The sequence below is a fragment of the Reyranella sp. genome, assembly GCF_004296935.1.
Lineage (GTDB): Bacteria > Pseudomonadota > Alphaproteobacteria > Reyranellales > Reyranellaceae > Reyranella.
The window spans coordinates 1-20,738 of sequence record NZ_SCVH01000003.1 but is presented as its reverse complement, the minus strand read 5'-3'; the positions used below and the strand labels follow the sequence as shown (position 1 = coordinate 20,738).

The following is a 20,738-nucleotide window of genomic DNA, read 5'->3' as shown; positions in this document are numbered from 1 at the left end:
CGCGGAAGAAACCATTCCGTTGAAATTTTACCTTAAATTGGCCCGGGCGAGGACCGCCGGCCGGATGGCGAGCCCGCCGGGACGGAGGATGGAGAATGGTTGCCAGCGACAGCTTTGCCGAGTTCCTGCGCGAGCGGCTGGCATCACTCGGCCGCGTCACCCCGCGGTGCATGTTCGGCACGACCGGTGTGTTCTGCGACGGCGTGATGTTCGGGACGGTGACGGAAAAATGCTCTACTTCCGGGCCGACGACGGCAACCGGGAAGCATTGAAGGAAGCGGAATCCTCCCCGCCCCTCAGGTCGCGGCGAAGAGAGGACGGACGGCACCAAGGCGAGGATCGAAGCTGTAAGCCGAACCGGCCCTAGCGTGGCGCGATACCGGAAACCAATTCCATCAGCCAGCTTCGCATGCGCTGCAGTGCGGCTTTCGCCCTCTGCCAGGCCGACAGGGCGCGGACGAAGGCATAGAGCCTGTCACGCCAGGCGAAGAGCCAGGTTTCCGACGCCAGGAACCACGGCATCGTCACCAGCGTCGGCCGCAGCACCTGGTAGAGCCGCGCCAGCAGCGCCGTGGCCAGGACCTTGCCGATCGCGATGCTGGCGGCGGCAAGACCGAACCGCCCCTGCAGCGCGAAGAACACCGCGGCCAGCTTCACCGGGAGCACGAGGGTCGAGGGCGCCACGAAGGCAAGCAGCGCGGCCCACGGTGGCAGGCCGGCCAGCCAGCGCTCGAGACGCGCGACCGGCGGCCACCGCCCGAACGCCGCCATGGCGACGCCGAGATAATGAAGCAGCACCTCCTCGAAAAAGACGATCGCTGCGGCGAGCGGTATGAACGCCAGTTCGAGGGCGCGTTTGAGATGGTTTTTCATCGGACGGTCATCTAAATCCCGGATACTCGCAAATCAGGCACTCACATGTTCAAGCGTCGCGCGATCACCCGGCTCATGGCCGCCGTCTCCCTGGCTCCCGCTTCGGCGGCGGCGCAGGCCGTGCCGCTGCTGACGCGAATCGCCCTGGGATCGTGCGCCAAGCAGACCCTGCCCCAGCCGATCTGGGACGCCGTGCTGGCCTGGCGCCCCGAACTTTTCGTCTTCATGGGCGACAATGTCTATGGCGACTTCAAGTCCGCCAATGCGACGGGGCTGAAGGAAGCCTACGCCGCCGCCCGGCAGATCGCCGGCTACCAAAGGCTGCGCGATACCGTGCCCCATCTCGCGATCTGGGACGATCACGACTACGGATCCAACGACAGCGGCGCCGACTTCCCGCACAAGGCGGTATCGAAGGAGTTGTTCCTCGACTTCTGGCGCGCACCCGCCACCGATATCCGGCGCACGCGCGAAGGCATCTACGATTCACGCGTGATCGGCCCGCCCGGTCGGCGCATTCAGATCATCCTGCTGGACGTGCGCTGGTTCCGCTCGCCGCTCAGGATCACCGACCAGCGCGGTGCGGCAGGCAAGCAGCGCTATCTGCCCGATCCCGATCCGTCGAAGACGATGCTGGGCGCCGTGCAATGGGCGTGGCTGGCCGGGGAACTGCGCAAGCCAGCCGAACTGCGGCTGGTCGTGTCCGGCACGCAGGTGCTGGCGGAGGGCCACGGCTGGGAACGCTGGGGCAATTTCCCGCTCGAACGCCAGAAGCTGTTCGACACGATCCGCAACAGCGGCGCCAAGGGCGTGGTGTTCGTCTCGGGCGACCGCCACATCGGCGCGCTCTACAGGGAGCAGCCCGCCGGCCTCTATCCGCTGTACGAGATGACGTCGAGCGGCCTCAACATGGTCTATTGGGCGGCCAGGGAGCCCGGCCCCAATCGTCTGGGCGAACTCTATGCCGGGGCGAATTTCGGCACGGTCGACATCGATTGGCGGGAGCGCAGGCTGACGCTCGCCTTGCGCGACGAAGGGGGCGGAGAGCAGCGCCGCGTGACGATCGATTTCGCGACGATCGGGCTGACCTGAGTTCATGGGAGCGCGCAACTGGAGTTGCGCGCTCCCATGAAAATGGGCCGTCCGTTGCAGGGCGGCCTATTCTTGTCGATGTCCAAATAGGCCTACTACCGCATGGGCCAGGCGAGCAGCGCCAGAACTGCACACGCCAGAACGAACGAAAGCCCTTTCCAGAACAACTGCGGACTCCTTTCCAGCAGCGGCGGGGGCGAGGCGCGGAGAAACTCCTCTCGGGGGTGACGCAGGTCGAAGACGAATTCCGAGAGCGCCTCGTATCGCTTGTACGGATCGGGATGGACGGCCTTCTCGATCGCGCCGTCGACCCACAAGGGAACGTCGGGATTGCGGTTGCGCGCGGAATGGTAGGCCAGTTGGCGCTGCTTCGATCTCGTCCGCGCTTGGGCCACCTGCGCACCGTAGGGAAGCTGCCCCGTCAGCATCTGATAGGCGATCACGCCAAGCGAGAACAGATCCGAACGCGGCGAGCCGCCTTCGGCCAGGAAATACTCCGGCGCGGTGTATTGCGCGGTGCCGAGAATGTCGGCGCCGTCGATGGATGGCGACGCTTCGAGCACGCCGGCTACCCTCGTCGAGCCGAAATCGATGATCTTCACCGTCCCCATCGTGTCGATCATGATGTTCGCGGGCCGCAGATCCTGGTGCAGCATTTCCAGACGATGGAACGCCTGCAATCCCTTGGCGACCTGCTCGACGATGCCCCGCACGGTCTCGAGGTCGGGCCTGGGGTTGTCGTTCATCCATTGGGCGAGCGTCTGGCCCTCGACGTACTCAGTGACGACATACAGATAGTTGCGCTTCCGGGACTGGTGGCGGGGCTTCAGGACATGGGCGTTGTCGATGCGACGGGCGACCCACTCCTCCATCATGAATCGCTTGAGATAGGCCTCATCGCCGCGCAGGTCGATCGACGGGATTTTCAGGGCGACGATCTCGTCGCTTTCCGTGTCGACCGCCAGATAGATGTGGCTGCGGCTGCTGGCATGGATCTGCCGCAGGACCTTGTAGCCGTCGAACGTCATCCGTGCCTCGAGAAGCGGCGGAAGTTGCAGTTCGGAAATCGAGCCCAGGACCTCGCTCGCGTCGCCGGCCGGCAGTTCGTCGATCCGGACGATCTGGGCGGTGAGATTGTCCGGGCTGCCGAGCCTGAAAGCCTCCTCGACGATCGCCCTGGCGGCACGGTCCAGATCGTCCGCGTGGTCGGCGATCGCGCCGGTGACGAAGGCGTCGCCGACATGCTCGTAGACGCCGTCGGTCGCCATGACCAGGACGTCGCCCTTCTCGAGAGCAACCTCCCGATAGTCGATGTCGATCTGGGAATTGGCCCCGAGCGCGCGGCCGAGATACGACTGCTCGGATGATATGACGACGCGGTGATCGTCGGTGAGCTGTTCCAGCGCGCTTCCGGATACGCGGTAGATGCGCGCGTCGCCGACATGAAAAATATGCGCGGTGGTGGATTTTACGACCACGACGCTCAGCGTGCAGACATAACCCTTGTCCATGTCGTAGGCGAACTGGCTGCGCCGCGTCTGCGCATGGAGCCAGGAATTGGCTGCCGAGATGACGCGCTGCGCCGATGTCTTCACCGACCAGGAGTCCGAGGTGCAGTAATAGTCCGTCAAAAAGCTTTTGACGGCGGATTCGCTCGCGACCCGGCTGACGCTGCTGCTGCTGATCCCGTCGGCCAGGGCGAGCGCCAATCCCTTCAGGCTGAGCGCCGGTTGCCCGGGGACGACCGCCCCGTGGAAGTCCTGATTGGTCTCCTTCCGACCCTTGTCGGAATGCTGCCCGATCGAGACTTTCAGTTCACGCGACATCGGCGGCATCCAGGGCGGGCGATCGCATATGGCCTTTCCTCTCCTCCCCCAGGGATGCCTTCATAGGCATGCGTGGGGGAGGTGGCCGTAGGCCGGAGGGGGTCATAGCTGGATGCATGAGACTCCTGACCCCCTCCGCCGCGGCGCCTTCACAGGCGCCTGAGGGCACCTCCCCCGCGCTGACGCGCGGGGGAGGAGAAGGGCCACAAACGACAGTCCAAATCAGCCGAGGTTGCGCTTCGGCCCGGTCTTCGCGTGCGTGGCGTACAGGGTCAAGCCGGTGAAAGCCAGTCCGCCGACCAGGTTGCCGACGACGGTCGGGATCTCGTTCCAGATAAGGTAGTCCATGATCGAGAACTTGCCGCCCAGCAGCAAGCCCGACGGGAACAGGAACATGTTCACGATCGAATGCTCGAAGGTCATGAAGAAGAACAGCATGATCGGCATCCACATGGCGATCACCTTGCCGCTGACCGATGTGGAGATCATGGCTCCGACGACGCCCATCGAGACCATCCAGTTGCAGAGCATGCCGCGGATGAAAAGGGTCAGCATGCCGGCTGCACCATGGGCCGCGTAACCGACGGTGCGGCTTTCGCCGATGACGCCGATCGCCATGCCGACCTTGTCGGGCGGGGTCGTGAAGCCGAAGGTCACGATGATCGCCATCATGACGGCGACGGTGAAGGCGCCGGCAAAATTTCCGACGAACACCAGTCCCCAGTTCCTCAGGACACCGCCAATCGTCACGCCCGGGCGCTTGTCGATCAGGGCAAGTGGACACAGGACGAAGACACCGGTGAGCAGGTCGAAGCCCATCAGGTACAGCATGACGAAGCCGACCGGGAAGAGGACGGCGCCGAGGAGCGGCACGCCGGTGGTGACGTTGATGGTAATGGCAAAGGCGGCGGCCAGCGCCAGGGTCGCGCCGGCCATGTAGGCACGGATCAACGTGTCGCGCGTCGACATGAAGACTTTCGATTCTCCGGCGTCGATCATTTTCGCGACGAATTCAGACGGTGCGAGATAAGCCATCGAGGGTTCCCTCAGAGTTTCTGGTTTGATGTTGGTTCAGTTCATTTTCGCGGTGCTGCCGCGAGCTTGTTCACGGGCGGTTCTTCAGGCCGCCTTCTCCACGGCCGCGCCGAGCGCGATGAACAGCCGCTCGCCCTCGATCCTCGCTGGTACCGTCCTGACCGCACCCTCGTCGGCGCCCTGCGCCTTGCCCGTCTCCAGCGAGATCACCCAGTTGTGCAGCGGGCAGGTGACTGCCGTGCCGTGGACGATGCCCTGGGACAGCGGCCCACCCTTGTGCGGGCAATGATCCTCGATGGCGAAGACCTGTCCCTCGGCGGTGCGGAACACCGCGATCCGGCCCTCGGGCGTGTTCACGCAACGCGCGCCGCGAATCGGAATGTCACCGATCGAGCCGACTTCGACCCACTTCATGGTCATCACTCCGCGGCCTCCGCAAAGCCCACCGTCGCCATCGGCCGGAACTCGTGCTTGTCCTTGCCCGAGACGCGCTCGGACCACGGATCAACCTGGGCGAATTTCTGCGAGAAGACGAAGCGGTCGAAATAGACGCGGCGTCTGTCGCCGTCCTGCACGATCTGGCGCCGGATCTCCTCGAGGCCGACGCGCCTGGCCCACTTGTAGATGCGCTCGAGGTAGCGCCCCTGCTCCCGGTACATCTGGACCAGCGCCGCGATGTGCTCGAGCGCCTCGTCCTCGGTCTTCACCTGGCCCAGGATCTCCGTGCCCTTGATGTCGAGGCCGGCCGCACCGGCGAAATGGATCTCGTAGCCGGAATCGACGCAGATCACGCCGACATCCTTGCAGGTCGCCTCGGCGCAGTTCCTGGGGCAGCCCGAGACCGCCATCTTGACCTTGGCCGGCGTCCACGAGCCCCACATGAACTTCTCGATGCGCACGCCCAGTCCCGTCGAATCCTGGGTGCCGAAGCGGCACCAGTCGGTGCCGACGCAAGTCTTCACCGTGCGCAGGCCCTTGGCATAGGCATGGCCCGAGACGAAGCCCGCCTTGCCGAGATCGGCCCACACCGCGGGCAGGTCTTCCTTCCTGACGCCCAGCATGTCGATGCGCTGGCCGCCCGTGACCTTGACCGTGGGGATGGCGAACTTGTCGACGACGTCGGCGATGGCCCGCAGCTCGTTGGCGCTGGTGATGCCGCCCCACATGCGCGGCACCACCGAGAAGGTGCCGTCCTTCTGGATGTTGGCGTGGGCGCGCTCGTTGATGAAGCGCGACTGGTAATCGTCGGCATATTCGTCGGGCCAGTCACAGACCAGGTAGTAGTTGAGCGCCGGACGGCACTTGGCGCAGCCGCACGAGGTCTTCCACTCGAGCTCCTGCATGACCGCGGCCATCGTCTTCAGCGACTTGGCGACGATCAGGCGGCGGACGTCGTCGTGACCCAAGGTCGTGCAGGCGCACATCGGCTGGACGGCGGTGCGGTTGAAGGCATCGCCCAAGGTCAGCTCCATGAGCTGCTCGACCAGGCCGGTACAGGTGCCGCAGGAGGCCGAGGCCTTGGTGTGCGCCCGCACCTCGTCGAGGGTGGTGAGTCCCTTCGCCTTGATCGTGCCCGTGATCCTGCCCTTGCAGATGCCGTTGCAGCCGCAGATCTCGGCATCGTCCGGCAGCGCCGCGACGGCAGCGCCAGGATCGAGCGCGCCACCGCCCTGGAAGGCCGGCCCGAAGATCAGCGTGTCGCGCATCTCCGAGATGTTGGCCGACTTCTTCTTGAGATCGTTGAACCAGGCGCCGTCGGCCACCTCACCGAACAGCACGGTGCCGATGATCCTGTCGTCCTTCAGGATCAGGCGCTTGTAGACGCCGGCCGCGGCGTCGCGCAGCACGATCTCCTCGCGGTCGTCGCCGTCGGCGAAGTCGCCCAGAGAATAGACGTCGATGCCCGTGACCTTGAGCTTGGTCGGCGTGTCGATGTGCACGAAGCGGGCGGCCTCGTCGCCGGCGAGATGGGCCGCCGCGGTCCGCGCCATCTCGTAGAGCGGCGCCACCAGGCCATAGACATGGCCGCCGACCTCGGCGCACTCGCCGAGCGCCAGGATATCGGGATCTGAAGTCCGCATGGCGTGGTCGACGACGATGCCGCGACCGATCGTGAGGCCTGCCTCCTTGGCGAGCGCCGCGTTGGGCCGGATGCCGGCCGCCATGATGACCAGGCTCGCTGGAATGATCGTGCCGTCGGCGAGTTCCACACCCTCTACCCTGCCGTTGCCCAGGATCGCCTTGGTGTTGGCCTTGGTCAGCACCTTGATGCCGCGCTCTTCCAAGGCCTTCTGCAGCAGATAACCCGCGGCGGGATCGAGCTGCCGCTCCATCAGCGTCGGCATCAGATGGACGACGGTGACGTCCATGCCCTGCGCCTGCAGGCCGGCAGCGGCTTCGAGGCCGAGCAGGCCGCCGCCGATCACAACCGCCTTGGCGCGCGACTGGGCGGCCAGCAGCATCGCATTCACATCGTCGAGGTCGCGGTAGGTAAGGACGCCGGCGAAGTCGTGGCCGGGCACAGGGATGATGATCGGATTGGAACCGGTGGCGATCACGAGCTTGTCGTAGCTCTCGGTCACGCCTTCCGAGGAGGTGACGGTCTTGGCGGCGCGGTCGATCGCGTCGATCCTGTGGCCCTTGTAGAGGGTGATGCCGTTGCGAACGTACCAGCCGTCGCCGTGGATGATGATCTGCTCGTAATCCTTCTCACCCGACAGCACGGGCGAGAGCATGATGCGGTCGTAGTTCACCCGGGGTTCGGCGTTGAAGATCGTCACCTGGTAGCGATCGGGTGCGGTCTCGAGCAGATGCTCCAGCATGCGCCCGGGGGCCATGCCGTTTCCAATGATGACAAGCTTCTCAGCCATGTTCCTGGCGAATCCCCAAAACAAAAAAGCTGCCCAACAGGCCCACGCCCCACGAGACGGGACGAATTGCCGTTGGCAGCTTTGCCTGGAGCGCCCGCCATTGGACGCCCATGAGTGAGACTTCATTGCCTCGCAGAGTACGAAGCATGAACCGTGCCAGACTGAGGGCCCTTGAGAACCGCAGATAACACCGGCCGCCTGGGGACTGCTTCCGAGCGGCTTGACCAATTATTGGGCAAGTGCCGTATCGATTGCCTCTTTGCGTCGCGACAGGACGACCCTATGAAAGCGACAGTGACTCCTTCCTCACCACGCTTTCAGGCCGTGATCGCAGAGATCGACGGCGCCAACGCGCAGGATCCGCGGCAGGACATCGTCGCCGGCGGGTCCCGTCCGCGTGAACTCGTCTATTCGGAGCGGATGTCGGAGTGCCTGTCGCGACTCTATCCGGAGGCCTCCGAGGCGTTGCAGATCGCCGCGCGCGCCCAGCATATCTGCCGCTGGCAGATTCCCCGGGACAAGTACCCTCTCGGCCGCGACGGCTACAACGCCTGGCGGGCTTCCTGCCGCGATCATCATGCCGCGCTCACCTCCGCCATTCTGCACCGTCATGGCTATGCCGACAGCGAGGTCGCGCAGGTCGTAAAAATCATCCGGAAAGAGCAGCTGAAGCGCGATCCCGAGAGCCAGGCACTCGAGAACGTCGTGGCGGTCGTCTTCGTCGATCACTACCTCGACGACTTCGTGGCCACGCACAAAGACTACGACGAGGAGAAACTCGCCGATATTCTCCGAAAGACGCTGCGCAAGATGGATCCGGTCGGCCATGCCGCCGCGCTCGGGCTGAGCCTGCCCGAACCGACACGACGCCTCATCGGCCTCGCCCTGAAGTAGATCTGCTGGCTGAACCATCAGACTCGGCCCTCTTCCCCTTTGCGGAGTCCGCAAAGGGGAAGTGCCCTCGTCTTACGAGGGCGATGGGGTTCATGACCCCCTCCGTCACCGTAAGACGGTGACACCTCCCCCGATGACGGGGGAGGAGAACAATGACGCTACGCCGTCTTCACCAGCTCGGCGATGGCGGCGCCCACCGTCCTGGTGTCGCCGTTGCCGCCCAGATCCTTGGTCCGCGGCCCGCCTTCGACCAGCGAGGCCGCGATCGCCCGCTCGATGGCTTCGGCCGCCTCGGGATAGCCCAGGTGACGCACCATCATGGCGCCCGACCAGATCATGCCGATCGGATTGGCGATGCCCTTGCCGGCGATGTCCGGCGCCGAGCCGTGCACCGGCTCGAACATCGACGGGAACTTGCGCTCCGGGTTGATGTTGCCCGACGGCGCCACGCCGATCGAGCCGGTCAGCGCCGGGCCGAGGTCCGAGAGAATGTCGCCGAACAGGTTGGAGCCGACCACGACGTCGAACCAGTCGGGGTTGCGCACGAAATGCGCCGTCAGGATGTCGATGTGATACTGGTCGGCCTTGATGCCGGGATAGTTTTTCTGCATCTCGACGAAGCGCTCGTCCCAGAACGGCATGGTGTGGATGATGCCGTTCGACTTGGTGGCCGAGGTCACGTGCTTCTTCTTGCCCTTGGCCGCAAACTCGAAGGCGAACTTCAGGACTCGATCCACACCCTTGCGGGTGAAGACCGATTCCTGGACGGCCATCTCGTTCTCGGTGCCGCGGAACATGCGCCCGCCCAGCTCGGAATACTCGCCCTCGGTATTCTCGCGCACGACCCAGAAGTCGATCTCGCCCGGCTTGCGGTTGGCGAGCGGGCTCGGCACGCCCTCGAACAGGCGCACCGGGCGCAGGTTCACGTATTCGTCGAAGTCGCGCCGGATCGGGATCAGCAGGCCCCACAGCGAGACGTGATCGGGCACGCCCGGCCAGCCGACAGCGCCCAGGAAGATGCTCTCGAAGGCTTTCAGCTGCTCCATGCCGTCGTCCGGCATCATCTTGCCGCTCTTCACCAGGCGGTCGCACGACCAGTCGAAGTCGGTGAATTCCAGCTCGAAGCCGAAGCGCCGCCCGGCGGCCTCCAGCACGCGCACGCCCTCCGGCAGAACTTCCTTGCCGATTCCGTCCCCCGGAATGAGCGCGATCTTGTGCTTGGCCATGTGTTTCCTCTCCTTGCGTCAAACGACGTATACTGAACGGGCATTCAGGAGCAAGCCCAGCAAGGAAACGCCATGTCCTACGACCTCAAGATCACGGGCGGCACCATCGTCGACGGCACCGGCAAGGCGGGCTTCGTGGGCGACGTCGGCATCAAGGACGGCAAGGTCGTGGCCCTCGGCAAGGCCGATGGTCCCGCCACCACGACCATCGACGCCAAGGGCAAGGTCGTCTCGCCGGGCTTCGTCGACGTCCACACCCACTACGATGCGCAAATCCTGTGGGATCGCATGCTCAGCATCTCGCCCTGGCATGGCGTGACGACGACGGTGATCGGCAACTGCGGCTTTGGCGTCGCCCCGACCAAGGCGATCCACCGCAAGCTCATCCTGCAGACGCTCGAGAAGGTCGAAGGAATGAGCCTCGACGCGCTCCAAGCGGGTCTGGGCGATGTCTGGCCGTTCGAGACGTTCCCGCAGTATCTCGACGCCGTCGAAAAGCGCGGATCGGCCATCAACGTCGCAGCCCTGTTCGGCCACACGCCGCTGCGCCTGTACGTCATGGGTGAGGAATCGACCGAGCGGGCGGCGACGCAGGACGAGATCGATGCGATGAAGAAGCTGATGCGCGAGGCGATGGACGCCGGCGCCATCGGCTTCGGCACCTCGATGTCGGTCAGCCACAACGGCTATGCCGGCAAGCCGGTGCCGAGCCGCCAGGCGACCTACGACGAGATGGAGCAGCTCGTCTCGGTCATGGGCGACATGAAACGCGGCCTGATGCAGATCACCATCGGCCGCGAGTTCTCGACCCGGCACATGGCCGAGGTCAGCCGCAAGCACGGCGTCCCGGTCACATGGACCGCCCTGCTCTCCTACCTCTACGGCCCGGGCGGCCACCGCAAGCAGCTCGACCTCGCCGCGGAGCAGCGCAGGTCGGGCGCCATGGTGATCCCGCAGGTGAGCTGCCGGCCGCTCAACTTCGAGTTCACCTTCGCCGAGCCGTTCATCTTCGACGTCATGAAGTTCATGAACGAACTGGCCGTCGCGGACGCCAAGGCACCCGGCACGCGCCGCCGCGCCTATGCCGACCCGGCCTGGCGCGAGAAGCTCCGGAGCGAGGTGACGCCCCTGTTCCAGCGCTGGTGGGATCGCGTCGTCATCGCCTGGGCGCCGTCACACAAGGAACTGGAGGAGCAGCCGCTTACCGAGGCTGCGGCGAAACTCGGCAAGGACCCGGTCGATCTCGCCCTCGACATTGCGCTCGCCAACGACCTGCAGGCACGCTTCCGCATGGCCGTCATGAACTTCGACGAGAAGGAAGTGGCCGAGCTGATCACCGACCCCAACACGATCATCGCCCTGTCAGACGCTGGCGCGCATGCCAGCCAGCTCTGCGATGCCTGCTACTCGACCCATCTGCTCAGCCATTGGGTGCGCGAGCGCAAGGTCTTCACCATCGAGGAGGCGGTGCACAACCTGACGCAACGCCCGGCCGAGATGTTCGGCATCACCGATCGCGGCGTGCTGGCCGAGGGCCGCCCCGCCGACGTCGTGGTGTTCGATCCCAAGACCGTCGGTCCGGGGCCGTTGAAGCGCGTCCACGACCTGCCGGCCGGCGCTGATCGCCTGGTGTCCGAGGCGAGCGGTATCGATGCCGTCATCGTCAACGGCAGGCTGATCCGACAGAACAACAAGGACACCGTTGCCGCCAACGACAAGCTGCCCGGCCGCCTGCTGCGGAGCGGCCGCGCCGCCTGATATTCTCAAAGGGAGGAAATGAAATGATCCACGTCATCGCCATCATCACCGCCAAGCCCGGCAAGCGCGACGAAATCCTGAAGAACTTCAAAGCCAACGTGCCCGCCGTGCATGCCGAGAAGGGCTGCATCGAATATGGCGCCACGGTCGACACCGATGGCGGACCGTTCGCCAAGTTCGGCCCCGACACCTTCGTGGTGGTCGAGAAGTGGGAGAGCATGGACCACCTCAAGGCCCACGGCGCCTCGGCGCACATGAAGGCCTATGGCGAGAAGAACAAGGACCTCGTCGCCAATCGCGCCGTCCACGTCCTGCAAAACGCTTGATCGCCGATAGAGACGTCGCCGCTTACGACCGCGACGGCGTCGTCTGCCTGCGCCATCAATTCGACGGGCGCTGGGTCGAGCGCCTGCGCGCGGCGATCGAGCGCGACCTCGCCTCGCCCGGCCCCAACGCGACCAACTTCGCCGAAGGCAGCAGCGCCGGAAAATTCTTCGGCGACATGTACATGTGGCGTCACGACCCTGAATTCCGTGCCGCCGCGCTCGAGTCCCCCGCTCCCGCCATTGCTGCGAAGCTGATGGGATCCCGGTCGGCGGGTTTTTTCTACGATCAGCTCTTCGTCAAGGAGCCCGGCACGGCCCATCCGACACCGTGGCACCAGGACCAGCCGTACTGGCCGGTGAAAGGCTGGCAGATCACGTCGGTCTGGATCGCGCTCGATCCGATCGACCGCAGCAACGGCGCCGTCGAGTTCATCGCGGGCTCCCATCGCTGGGGCGTCAACTACCGGCCGACTCCCTTCCGCAAGGGTCACGAGATTAAGTTCACCGACAGCGACCTCGTGCCGATCCCCGACATCGATGCCGACCGCGGCAAGTACGATATCAAATGGTGGAAGATGGAACCCGGCGACTGCCTGGTGTTCCACGCCATGATCGTGCACGGCGCGCCCGGAAACTCGACACCCGGCGCCCGCCGGCGCGGCCTGTCGCTGCGCTATACCGGCGACGACGCCCGCTACGACCCACGCCCTGGGACCTTCCAGTTTCCCTACAAACCCGACCTCGCGGCCGGCGCCCCGATGGAGTGCGAGCTCTTCCCGCGGGCCTGGCCGAAGCGCTAGCGCAGGATTCCCTTGATGACGATGTCCTGCATGCCCTGGATGAGCGTCTCGCGATTCGACCAGGGAAAGTCGGGCTTCATGATGAGGGCCGCCACCACGCCGTGGATGCCCATCCAGCAGAGCTCCGCGCAAGTGTCCGGCGGGTAGTTCAGTTTGACACCCGACGTCTCGAGTTGGGACAGCAGCGCCACCAGGCGGCTGAAGACGAGCGCGCCGCCCACGCCCGGGCGGCTGGGATCGTCGACCGGCATGCGATGGCCGACCTTGCGGATCGACTCCGGAATGTTGTTGCCGATGAAGACCAGCCGGTACTCGTCGGGGTTTTCGAGGCCGAAGCGCGCATAGGCTTCGCCGAAGCGGCGTACGCGCTCCAAGGGATCGCTGACGGTCTTCTCGATTTCGGTGATGCGCTCGACCAGGAGGCCGAAGGTCTGGTCGCAGAGCGCCAGCATCATCGCTTCCTTGTCGTGGAAGTAGAGATAGAGCGCCGGCGCCGACACACCGACCCGATCAGCGATCCGGCGGATCGTCGTGGCGTCGTAGCCCTCCTCGAGGAACAGCTCCTTGGCCGCCAGGAGGATTTCCTCGCGACGCGTATGGCCCTCGCCGCGCTTTTTGCGACCGGAGACCACGGCTGTTGATAGGGCTGCCAAATACCGTCTCCCTGCTCTTGACTCTCAACTGAACAAAGATAAGTTATCAATGATAAGTTATCAATGGTCAGTTCGTCGCTGACCATTGTAAACCTCGGAAGGAAGGCCCGCCATGCGTCTCCCGATCAAGGTAACCGCCATAGTGCTCGGTGCAACGGCTGTCGGCGCCGGCGGTTTCGCAGCCCTGTCGCTCACGGCTAATGCGTCGCGTGTCTCCGCCAACGAGCCGATCGTGCGCCCGGCGCGCGTCGCCGAAATCGCCTACAGCCGGCAGGCGCAATCCCTGGTTCTCGCCGGCACCGTCGTTCCCCGCATCGAGAGCACCTTGGGCTTCCGTGTCTCGGGCAAGATCGTCCAGCGCGCGGTCGATGTCGGCACCGTCGTGAAGCCGGGCGACCTGATCGCCCAGCTCGATCCAGCCGACCATCGCCTTGCCGTCGACAATGCCCGCGCCGCCCTCGCCTCGGCCGACGCCGACCATGCGCGCGCCAAGGCCGATCATGAGCGCTACCAGGCACTGAAGGGCGGTGCTGCCTTCACGCCACAGACCCTCGAACAGCGCCAGTCGCTGGCCGCCACTGCGCTGGCGCGCGTCGACCAGGCGCGCAGCCAGCTTTCCTCGGCCGAGAACAACCTCGCCTACACCGAGCTCCGCGCCGACACCGCCGGCGTCGTCACCGCCGTGCAGGCCGAAGTCGGCCAGGTGATGTCCCAGGGTCAGGGCGTCGTCCGTGTCGCACGCACCGACGAACTCGAGATCGTGGTCGGCGTGCCGGAGCATCGCCTGAAGGTCGTGCGCGAGTCCGCCGCCGCCGGCTTCGAGCTGTGGTCCGACCCTGGCCGTCGCCACGCCGCCAGGCTGCGCGAGCTCTCGCCCAGTGCCGACCCGACCTCGCGCACCTATCCGGCGCGCTTCAGCATCATCGATCCGCCTGAATTCATCGGCCTCGGCATGACCGCGACGCTGAAATTCGAGCGCCCCGATGCGACGCCGGTGGCCGAAGTGCCGCTGGCCGCGATCTTCCAGCGCGGTACCCGGCCGGCCGTCTGGGTGGTCGACAAGTCAACCGGCGCCGTCGAGCTGCGACTCGTGGTCATCGCGCGCTGGCGCGACGATACCGCCGCAATCCTGTCCGGCGTAAAGGATGGCGAGCTGATCGCCACCGCCGGCGTGCACAAGCTCGAGGCCGGACAGAAAGTGAAGCCGGTGCAGCAGGCCGCACGGCCATGAGCACGCGGACCAATCTTTCGGCGCTGGCCCTCAAGTACAGCACGCTCACCGTCTTCTTCATGCTGGCGCTCAGCATCGCGGGCGTCTGGGCCTTCATCAATCTCGGCCGCGCCGAGGATCCACCCTTCACCATCAAGCAGATGGTGGTGTCGGCGGCCTGGCCCGGCGCCACCTCGCGCGAGGTCGAGCAGCAGGTCACGGACAAGATCGAGACCAAGCTGCAGGAGCTCCCCTACTTCTTCAACGTCACGAGCTACACCAAGCCCGGCGAGACGGTGATCTACGTCTCGCTGCGCGACGACGTCCCGCCGGCCCGGGTGGCCGACCTGTGGTACCAGGTGCGCAAGAAGGTCGGCGACATCCGCGGAAGCCTGCCGCAGGGGGTCGTCGGACCGTTCTTCAACGACGAGTACGGCGACACCTACAGCCTGATCTGGGCCTTCGAGTCCGATGGCTTCTCGTCGGCAGAAGTGAAGGACATCGTGAAGGCGGTGCGCCAGCGCGTGTTGCGCGTCCCCGACGTCACCAAGGCCGACCTTTTCGGCCTGCAGGACGAAAAGATCTACATCGAGTTCAGCCACACGCGCCTGGCCATGCTGGGTGTGCCGGTCGACCAGATCCTCGACGTCATTCGCAAGCAGAACTCGATCGTGGCCTCGGGCACCGTCGAGACCCGGGGCGAGCGCGTCGCCGTGCGCGTCGACGGCGCGCCGACCTCGGCCGCCGACCTCGCCAACCTGCCCTTCAACGCCAACGGCCGCACGCTTACCCTGGCCGATGTGGCCGAGATCCGGCGCGGCTACCAGGACCCGACGCAGACCTCGATGCGCTTCAAGGGCAAGGCCGTGATCGGTCTCGGCGTCGTCATGGCGCCGGGCGGCAATGTGCAGACGCTCGGCAAGGCGCTGGAGGCGACGATGGCCGAGGTCGAGCGCGAGCTGCCGGTCGGCATCACCGTGCACCGTGTCGCCAACCAGCCGGAAGTGGTCGACAAGTCGTTCGAGGAGTTCACATCCTCGCTGCTCGAGGCCCTCGCCATCGTGCTGGTGGTGTCGTTCATCAGCCTGGGCGTGCGCACCGGCATCATCGTGGCGCTCTCGGTGCCGTTGGTGCTGGCCATCACCTTCGTCGCCATGCTGCTGCTCGGCATCGACTTCCAGCGCATCTCGCTCGGCGCCCTGATCATTGCCTTGGGCCTGCTGGTCGACGACGCCATCATCGCCGTCGAGATGATGATGGTGAAGCTCGAGCAGGGCTTCAGCCGTATGGAGGCCGCGACCTTCGCCTACACTTCGACGGCATTCCCGATGCTGACCGGCACGCTGGTGACGGCGGCGGGCTTCGTACCGGTGGGCTTCGCCAAGTCGAGCGCCGGCGAATACACCAACTCGATCTTCTGGGTGGTCGGCATCTCGCTGATCGTCTCGTGGTTCGTGGCCGTGCTGTTCACGCCCTGGCTCGGCTACCGGCTGCTGCCACAGCCCAAGGTCCACCACGCCGATCCTTACCAGGGCCGTCTCTACACACTCTTCCGGCGTGTCCTCGTGTGGTGCGTGACCTGGCGCAAGACCACCATCGCCATCACGGCGCTGGCCTTCCTGGGTTCCATGGGCCTCATGGGCCTGGTGCAAAAGCAGTTCTTCCCGACGTCGAACCGGCCCGAGCTGATCGTCGACATGCGGCTGGCCCAGGGCGCCTCCTTCGCTGCCACCAATGCCGAGGTGAAGAAGCTCGAAGCCCTGCTCGGCGCCGATCCCGACGTCAGCCACTACACGGCCTACGTCGGCGCCGGCAGCCCGCGTTTCTACCTGCCGACGGTGCCGGAACTGGCCAACGCGAGCTTCGGCCAGATCATCGTCATGACCAAGGACCTCGAGGCCCGCGAGCGCGTGCTGGCGGCACTCGACAAGGCCTTCGCCCAGGACTTCGAGGCCGTGCGGGCCCGCGTCCAGCGGCTGCAGAACGGCCCGCCGGTGAGCTACCCCGTCATGTTCCGCGTGCTGGGTGACGATCCGCAGCAGGTCCGCGCCGTCGCCGAAAAGGTCCGCCAGGTCTTCAAGGCCGACCCCGCCACGCGCGACATCAATTTCGACTGGAACGAGCTCGCCAAGACGGTGCGGCTCGAGGTCGACCAGAACAAGGCGCGCGCGCTCGGCGTCGACTCGCAACTGCTGGGCAACACGCTGCAGACCCTGCTGTCGGGTGTGGTGGTGACGCAGTATCGCGACCGCGCCGAGAGCATCGATGTGATCGCCCGCGCGGTACCGGGCGAGCGCCTCAGCCTGGAAGGCCTGGAGGCGATCAACCTCCGCACGGCCAACGGTGGCGTCGTCTCCCTCGCGCAGCTCGCCACGCTGCGCTTCGAGCTCGAGGAGCCGATCCTGTGGCGGCGCAACAAGGACCTGCTGATGACGGTGCGGGCCGGCGTGATCGACGGCGTGCAGGGTCCCGACGTCGCCGCCCGCATCGACACCGCGCTGGCGCCGGTGCGCGCCGAGCTGCCGGCCGGCTACCGCATCGAGGTCGGCGGCGACAAGGAGGAGAGCGCGCGCAGCCAGGGCTCGATCTTCAAGATGATGCCGGTCATGGCCTTCCTGATGGTGCTGTTCCTGATGCTGCAGCTCCAGAGCTTCTCCAAGCTCGCGCTGGTCATGCTGACGGCGCCACTCGGCATGATCGGCGTGGCGCTGTTCCTGCTGGCCTTCAACCAGCCCTTCGGCTTCGTCTCGCTGCTGGGCACCATTGCGCTGGCCGGCATGATCATGCGCAACTCGGTGATCCTGGTGGACCAGATCGACCAGGACATCGAAGCCGGCCACAGCCAGTGGGACGCCGTGATCGACGCCACTGTGCGCCGCGCCCGGCCGATCCTGCTGACCGCCGGCACGGCGATCTTCGCCATGGTACCCCTGTCTCGGAGCGTGTTCTTCGGGCCCATGGCGGTTGCCCTTATGGGTGGCCTGCTGGTGGCCACGGCGCTCACGCTGTTGTTCCTGCCGGCCCTCTACGCCGCGTGGTTCCGGGTGAAGCAGCCCAAGCCCGTGGAAATACAGCCTATGCGGCACGTCCCGCCGTCGCTGGCGCTCGCGGCAGAGTGACATCAAAAGCTGGATCCTCGCTAGCCACCATCCTCACGGTTTCTGTCAGGAGGTAAAGGTGTCGCAAAGAAGAAGTTGCCAAGCGCAAAACTCAATCCAGCCAACAAGCAAATAACGCAGCCAAAGACAATCAGCCTGCCCCATGGAAGAGTACTCCAGGTCGCATCCCAGCCCTTCATCAGGAGCGCGGCCGGAATGATCATCATACACAAGGCGGCTGCTCCGACTGCTCCGATCAGGAAATGGCTCAAGAGCAGTTGATACTTCAGACGGAAGTACAGCTTTCGAGCTCTCCGGTATTCGTCTTCCGACAATCCGGTCTCTGCATGCGTCTTCAGAGCAAACAAGCGGATACGTCTCATCGCGGCCATTGCTGCCAAATGATGTTACGAAATGCGACCCTCGACGGTATGAAGGTCGCCGCTGCGGCTGGCGCTCACCTCGAGGATGATCTCGATGCCGCGCACGATGTCGTTCAGTGCCATGGAAGGCGCGCCGCCCAGCCGGGCCGCCTGCTCCGGCACGTAGGGGATATGCAGGAAGCCGCCACGCATCGGGATCGGATGGCCGGCGGCGATGTCCATCAGGGCGTAGAAGATGTGGTTACAGACGAAGGTGCCGGCAGTGTTCGACACGGCGGCCGGCAGGCCGGCCTTGCGCATCTCCGCCACGCAGGCCTTGATCGGGAGCGTCGAGAAATGCGCCGCCGGGCCATCCTTCACCACCGGTCTGTCGATCGGCTGCTTGCCGTCGTTGCCACGGATACGGGCATCCTGAACATTGATGGCGACACGTTCGAGGCAGAGTTCGGTACGCCCACCCGCCTGGCCCACGCACAGCACGATGTCCGGCTTGACCTTCTCGATCGCCGCACGGAGCACCTTGGCCGAGTTCGCATAAGAGGTCGGCAGTTGGGCGGTATGGATCGCGATGCCGCCGATCCGCTTCCTGAGCTTACCGACCGCGAGCGACGACGGATTGACCGTCTCGCCGCCGAAAGCATCAAATCCCGTGACCAGTGCCTTCATGCTTCGCCTCAAAACGAAAGGGCGTCCCCTTGGGACGCCCCGACGTTAGTCCGTGCAGCCGCAGAGGGCTACTTGTTGGCGGCATCCACCGCGCGGCGCGCCATCACGCCCACCAGGTGAGCGCGATATTCGGAGCTGCCGTGGATGTCGCTGTTGAGACCCTCGAACGGGATCTTGATGTCCTTGATCGCGGCCGAGGAGAAGTTCTTGGCCAGCGCCTCTTCCATCGCCTTGACGCGGAAGACGCAGGCGCCGGCGCCGGTCACCGCGACCCGCACGCCAGCCGCGGTCTTGGCCACGAACACGCCGACCATGGCGTAGCGCGAGGCCGGATTCGGGAACTTCACATAGGCCGCCTTCTCCGCCTTGGGGAAGCTGATCGACGTGATCAACTCGCCATCGGCAAGGGCCGTCTCGAAAAGGCCCTTGAAGAAGTCATCAGCCGCGATCTTGCGGGTGTTGGTGGTGACCGTGGCATTGAGCGCCACGACCGCACCCGGATAGTCGGCCGCCGGATCGTTGTTGGCGACCGAGCCGCCGATCGTGCCACGGTTGCGGACCTGCGGATCGCCGATGTGGCCCGCGAGGTAGGCCAGCGCCGGGATCGCCGCCTTGACCTCGGCCGAGGTCGCGACGTCGGCATGGCGCGTCATGCCGCCGACCACGACGTTGTTGCCCTCGACCTTGATGCCAGCCAGTTCCTTGAGGCCGCCGAGATCGACGACGTCGCTCGGCCGCGCCAGGCGCTGCTTCAGCGTCGGGATCAGGGTCATGCCGCCGGACATGGCGCGGGCTTCGGGCTTGCTCTTCAGCAGGCCCACCGCGTCGGCGACCGACTTCGGACGATGGTAGGTGAAATCATACATCTGAACTTCCTCCGGTTACTCGGGTGCCCTATTCCGCTGCTTGGCGTTGGGCGCCCTTGATCGATTGCCACACGTTGAGCGGTGTGGCCGGCATCTCCACGTGCTTGACGCCAATCGGCGCCAGCGCGTTGTGGACTGCATTCATCACGGCGGCCGGCGAAGCGATCGCGCCTGCCTCGCCGCAACCCTTCACGCCCAGCGGATTGTGCGGGCAGGGTGTATGCTTGTAACCGAGCTTGAATGACGGAAAATTGTCCGCGCGCGGCATGGTGTAGTCCATGTACGAGCCGCTGATGAGCTGGCCCGTGTTCTTGTCGTAGACGGCGCCTTCCATCAGTGCCTGGCCGACACCCTGCACGATGCCGCCGTGGACCTGTCCCTCGACGATCATCGGGTTGATGATGTTGCCGAAGTCGTCGATCGCCGTGAAGGCAACGATCTCCGTGGTGCCGGTTTCCGGGTCGATCTCGAGTTCGCAGATCTGCGTGCCGGCGGGATAGACGAAATTCGCCGGATCGTAGAAGGCGTTCTCGTCCATGCCCGGCTCGGTATCCGCCAGCGGGTAATTATGCGGCACGTAAGCGGCAAAGACGACCTGGGCCAGCGGCACGTTCTTGTCCGTACCCGCGACCTTGAAGACACCGTTCTCGAACTCGACGTCGGCAACCGACGCTTCCATCAGATGCGCGGCGACCTTCTTGCCTTTGGCAATGATCTTCTCGGTGGCCTTGATGATCGCCGAGCCGCCGACGGCAAGCGACCGCGAACCGTAGGTGCCCATGCCGAACGGCGTCGTCGCCGTGTCGCCATGGACGATCTCGATCTGGTCCATCGGCACGCCAAGCTTCGAATGAATGATCTGGGCAAACGTCGTCTCGTGGCTCTGGCCGTGGCTGTGCGCACCGGTCATGACCTGGACGTTGCCGGTCGGGTTGAACTTGATCTGTGCCGACTCCCACTGGCCGACGCCACCACCCAACTGCCCGATGACCTGGGAGGGCGCGAGGCCGCAGGCTTCGATGTAGGACGAGAAGCCGATGCCGCGCAGCTTGCCGCGCGACTTCGCCTCGGCGCGGCGGGCCTCGAAGCCCTTGTAGTCGGCGACCTTCATGGCCTCGTCGATGATCGGCGGGTAGTTGCCCGAATCGTACTGCAGCGCCAC

Annotated in this window: 19 protein-coding genes; 8 read left to right on the top strand and 11 right to left on the bottom strand. The window is 65.2% G+C overall.

What is annotated here, in order from left to right; genetic code table 11:
• Positions 1 to 95 precede the first annotated feature (95 nt).
• Positions 96 to 272, top strand: a complete 177-nt coding sequence (locus EPO55_RS00315; RefSeq protein WP_296334378.1) for a TfoX/Sxy family protein — start codon at positions 96 to 98, stop codon at positions 270 to 272.
• A 91-nt stretch (positions 273 to 363) separates the two neighbouring features.
• Here the strand turns inward: EPO55_RS00315 and EPO55_RS00310 are convergent, their stop codons facing one another.
• Complete coding sequence (locus EPO55_RS00310) at positions 364 to 873, bottom strand: hypothetical protein (RefSeq protein ID WP_296334377.1); 510 nt, start codon at positions 871 to 873, stop codon at positions 364 to 366.
• A 45-nt stretch (positions 874 to 918) separates the two neighbouring features.
• On the opposite strand from EPO55_RS00310, the gene EPO55_RS00305 reads away from it, so the two are divergent.
• Positions 919 to 1,965, top strand: coding sequence for an alkaline phosphatase D family protein (locus tag EPO55_RS00305; protein ID WP_296334376.1), 1,047 nt, complete (start codon positions 919 to 921; stop codon positions 1,963 to 1,965).
• 95 nt (positions 1,966 to 2,060) lie between these two features.
• Here the strand turns inward: EPO55_RS00305 and EPO55_RS00300 are convergent, their stop codons facing one another.
• From EPO55_RS00300 to nirB, 4 genes are all read right to left on the bottom strand, one after another.
• On the bottom strand, positions 2,061 to 3,800 hold the full coding sequence (locus EPO55_RS00300; RefSeq protein ID WP_296334375.1) for a bifunctional protein-serine/threonine kinase/phosphatase: 1,740 nt from the start codon (positions 3,798 to 3,800) through the stop codon (positions 2,061 to 2,063).
• Positions 3,801 to 4,013: 213 nt separating this feature from the next.
• On the bottom strand, positions 4,014 to 4,826 hold the full coding sequence (locus EPO55_RS00295; RefSeq protein ID WP_296334374.1) for a formate/nitrite transporter family protein: 813 nt from the start codon (positions 4,824 to 4,826) through the stop codon (positions 4,014 to 4,016).
• A gap of 84 nt (positions 4,827 to 4,910) precedes the next feature.
• Positions 4,911 to 5,246, bottom strand: coding sequence for a nitrite reductase small subunit NirD (gene nirD, locus EPO55_RS00290; protein ID WP_296334373.1), 336 nt, complete (start codon positions 5,244 to 5,246; stop codon positions 4,911 to 4,913).
• The gene (gene nirB, locus EPO55_RS00285; RefSeq protein ID WP_296334372.1) at positions 5,246 to 7,696 is read right to left on the bottom strand and encodes a nitrite reductase large subunit NirB; all 2,451 of its coding nucleotides are present in this window, start codon (positions 7,694 to 7,696) and stop codon (positions 5,246 to 5,248) included. The genes nirD and nirB overlap by 1 nt, the downstream gene beginning before the upstream one ends.
• Positions 7,697 to 7,978: 282 nt before the next feature.
• Between nirB and EPO55_RS00280 the strand changes: the two genes are divergently transcribed.
• Complete coding sequence (locus tag EPO55_RS00280; RefSeq protein WP_296334371.1) at positions 7,979 to 8,590, top strand: DUF4202 domain-containing protein; 612 nt, start codon at positions 7,979 to 7,981, stop codon at positions 8,588 to 8,590.
• A gap of 158 nt (positions 8,591 to 8,748) precedes the next feature.
• On the opposite strand, the gene EPO55_RS00275 is transcribed toward EPO55_RS00280, so the two are convergent.
• Positions 8,749 to 9,816 (bottom strand): tartrate dehydrogenase, encoded by a 1,068-nt coding sequence (locus EPO55_RS00275; protein WP_296334370.1) that lies wholly within the window; start codon positions 9,814 to 9,816, stop codon positions 8,749 to 8,751.
• Between the two features lie 42 nt (positions 9,817 to 9,858).
• Here EPO55_RS00275 and EPO55_RS00270 point away from each other — a divergent pair, with 42 nt between their 5' ends.
• From EPO55_RS00270 to EPO55_RS00260, 3 genes are read left to right on the top strand one after another with little or no spacing between them, the layout of a single operon-like run.
• A complete protein-coding gene (locus EPO55_RS00270) occupies positions 9,859 to 11,574 on the top strand; it encodes an amidohydrolase family protein (RefSeq protein ID WP_296334383.1) in 1,716 nt (571 codons plus the stop codon).
• Between the two features lie 23 nt (positions 11,575 to 11,597).
• Complete coding sequence (locus EPO55_RS00265) at positions 11,598 to 11,900, top strand: putative quinol monooxygenase (protein ID WP_296334368.1); 303 nt, start codon at positions 11,598 to 11,600, stop codon at positions 11,898 to 11,900.
• On the top strand, positions 11,897 to 12,700 hold the full coding sequence (locus EPO55_RS00260; RefSeq protein ID WP_296334366.1) for a phytanoyl-CoA dioxygenase family protein: 804 nt from the start codon (positions 11,897 to 11,899) through the stop codon (positions 12,698 to 12,700). Before EPO55_RS00265 ends, EPO55_RS00260 begins: the two co-directional genes overlap by 4 nt.
• Here EPO55_RS00260 and EPO55_RS00255 read toward each other — a convergent pair.
• Positions 12,697 to 13,353, bottom strand: a complete 657-nt coding sequence (locus EPO55_RS00255) for a TetR/AcrR family transcriptional regulator (RefSeq protein WP_296334364.1) — start codon at positions 13,351 to 13,353, stop codon at positions 12,697 to 12,699. The two genes, EPO55_RS00260 and EPO55_RS00255, sit on opposite strands and share 4 nt — an antisense overlap.
• Before the next feature lie 112 nt (positions 13,354 to 13,465).
• Between EPO55_RS00255 and EPO55_RS00250 the strand changes: the two genes are divergently transcribed.
• Together EPO55_RS00250 and EPO55_RS00245 are read left to right on the top strand one after the other, a co-directional pair.
• Positions 13,466 to 14,584: an efflux RND transporter periplasmic adaptor subunit gene (locus EPO55_RS00250; protein ID WP_296334362.1), complete on the top strand. Its 1,119-nt coding sequence runs from the start codon at positions 13,466 to 13,468 to the stop codon at positions 14,582 to 14,584.
• On the top strand, positions 14,581 to 17,682 hold the full coding sequence (locus EPO55_RS00245) for an efflux RND transporter permease subunit (protein ID WP_296334361.1): 3,102 nt from the start codon (positions 14,581 to 14,583) through the stop codon (positions 17,680 to 17,682). Before EPO55_RS00250 ends, EPO55_RS00245 begins: the two co-directional genes overlap by 4 nt.
• 20 nt (positions 17,683 to 17,702) lie before the next feature.
• On the opposite strand, the gene EPO55_RS00240 is transcribed toward EPO55_RS00245, so the two are convergent.
• The 4 genes from EPO55_RS00240 to EPO55_RS00225 all read right to left on the bottom strand — a co-directional run.
• Entirely contained in the window at positions 17,703 to 18,044 is a 342-nt protein-coding gene (locus tag EPO55_RS00240) for a hypothetical protein (protein ID WP_296334359.1), read from the bottom strand.
• Positions 18,045 to 18,068: 24 nt separating this feature from the next.
• Positions 18,069 to 18,710, bottom strand: a complete 642-nt coding sequence (gene pcp, locus EPO55_RS00235) for a pyroglutamyl-peptidase I (protein WP_296334357.1) — start codon at positions 18,708 to 18,710, stop codon at positions 18,069 to 18,071.
• 68 nt (positions 18,711 to 18,778) lie between these two features.
• Positions 18,779 to 19,576 carry a xanthine dehydrogenase family protein subunit M gene (locus tag EPO55_RS00230; RefSeq protein WP_296334355.1) on the bottom strand — a complete coding sequence of 266 codons (798 nt, stop codon included), beginning with the start codon at positions 19,574 to 19,576 and terminating at the stop codon, positions 18,779 to 18,781.
• 28 nt (positions 19,577 to 19,604) lie between these two features.
• The coding region (locus tag EPO55_RS00225; protein WP_296334353.1) for a molybdopterin cofactor-binding domain-containing protein at positions 19,605 to 20,738 on the bottom strand (1,134 nt) is incomplete at its 5' end.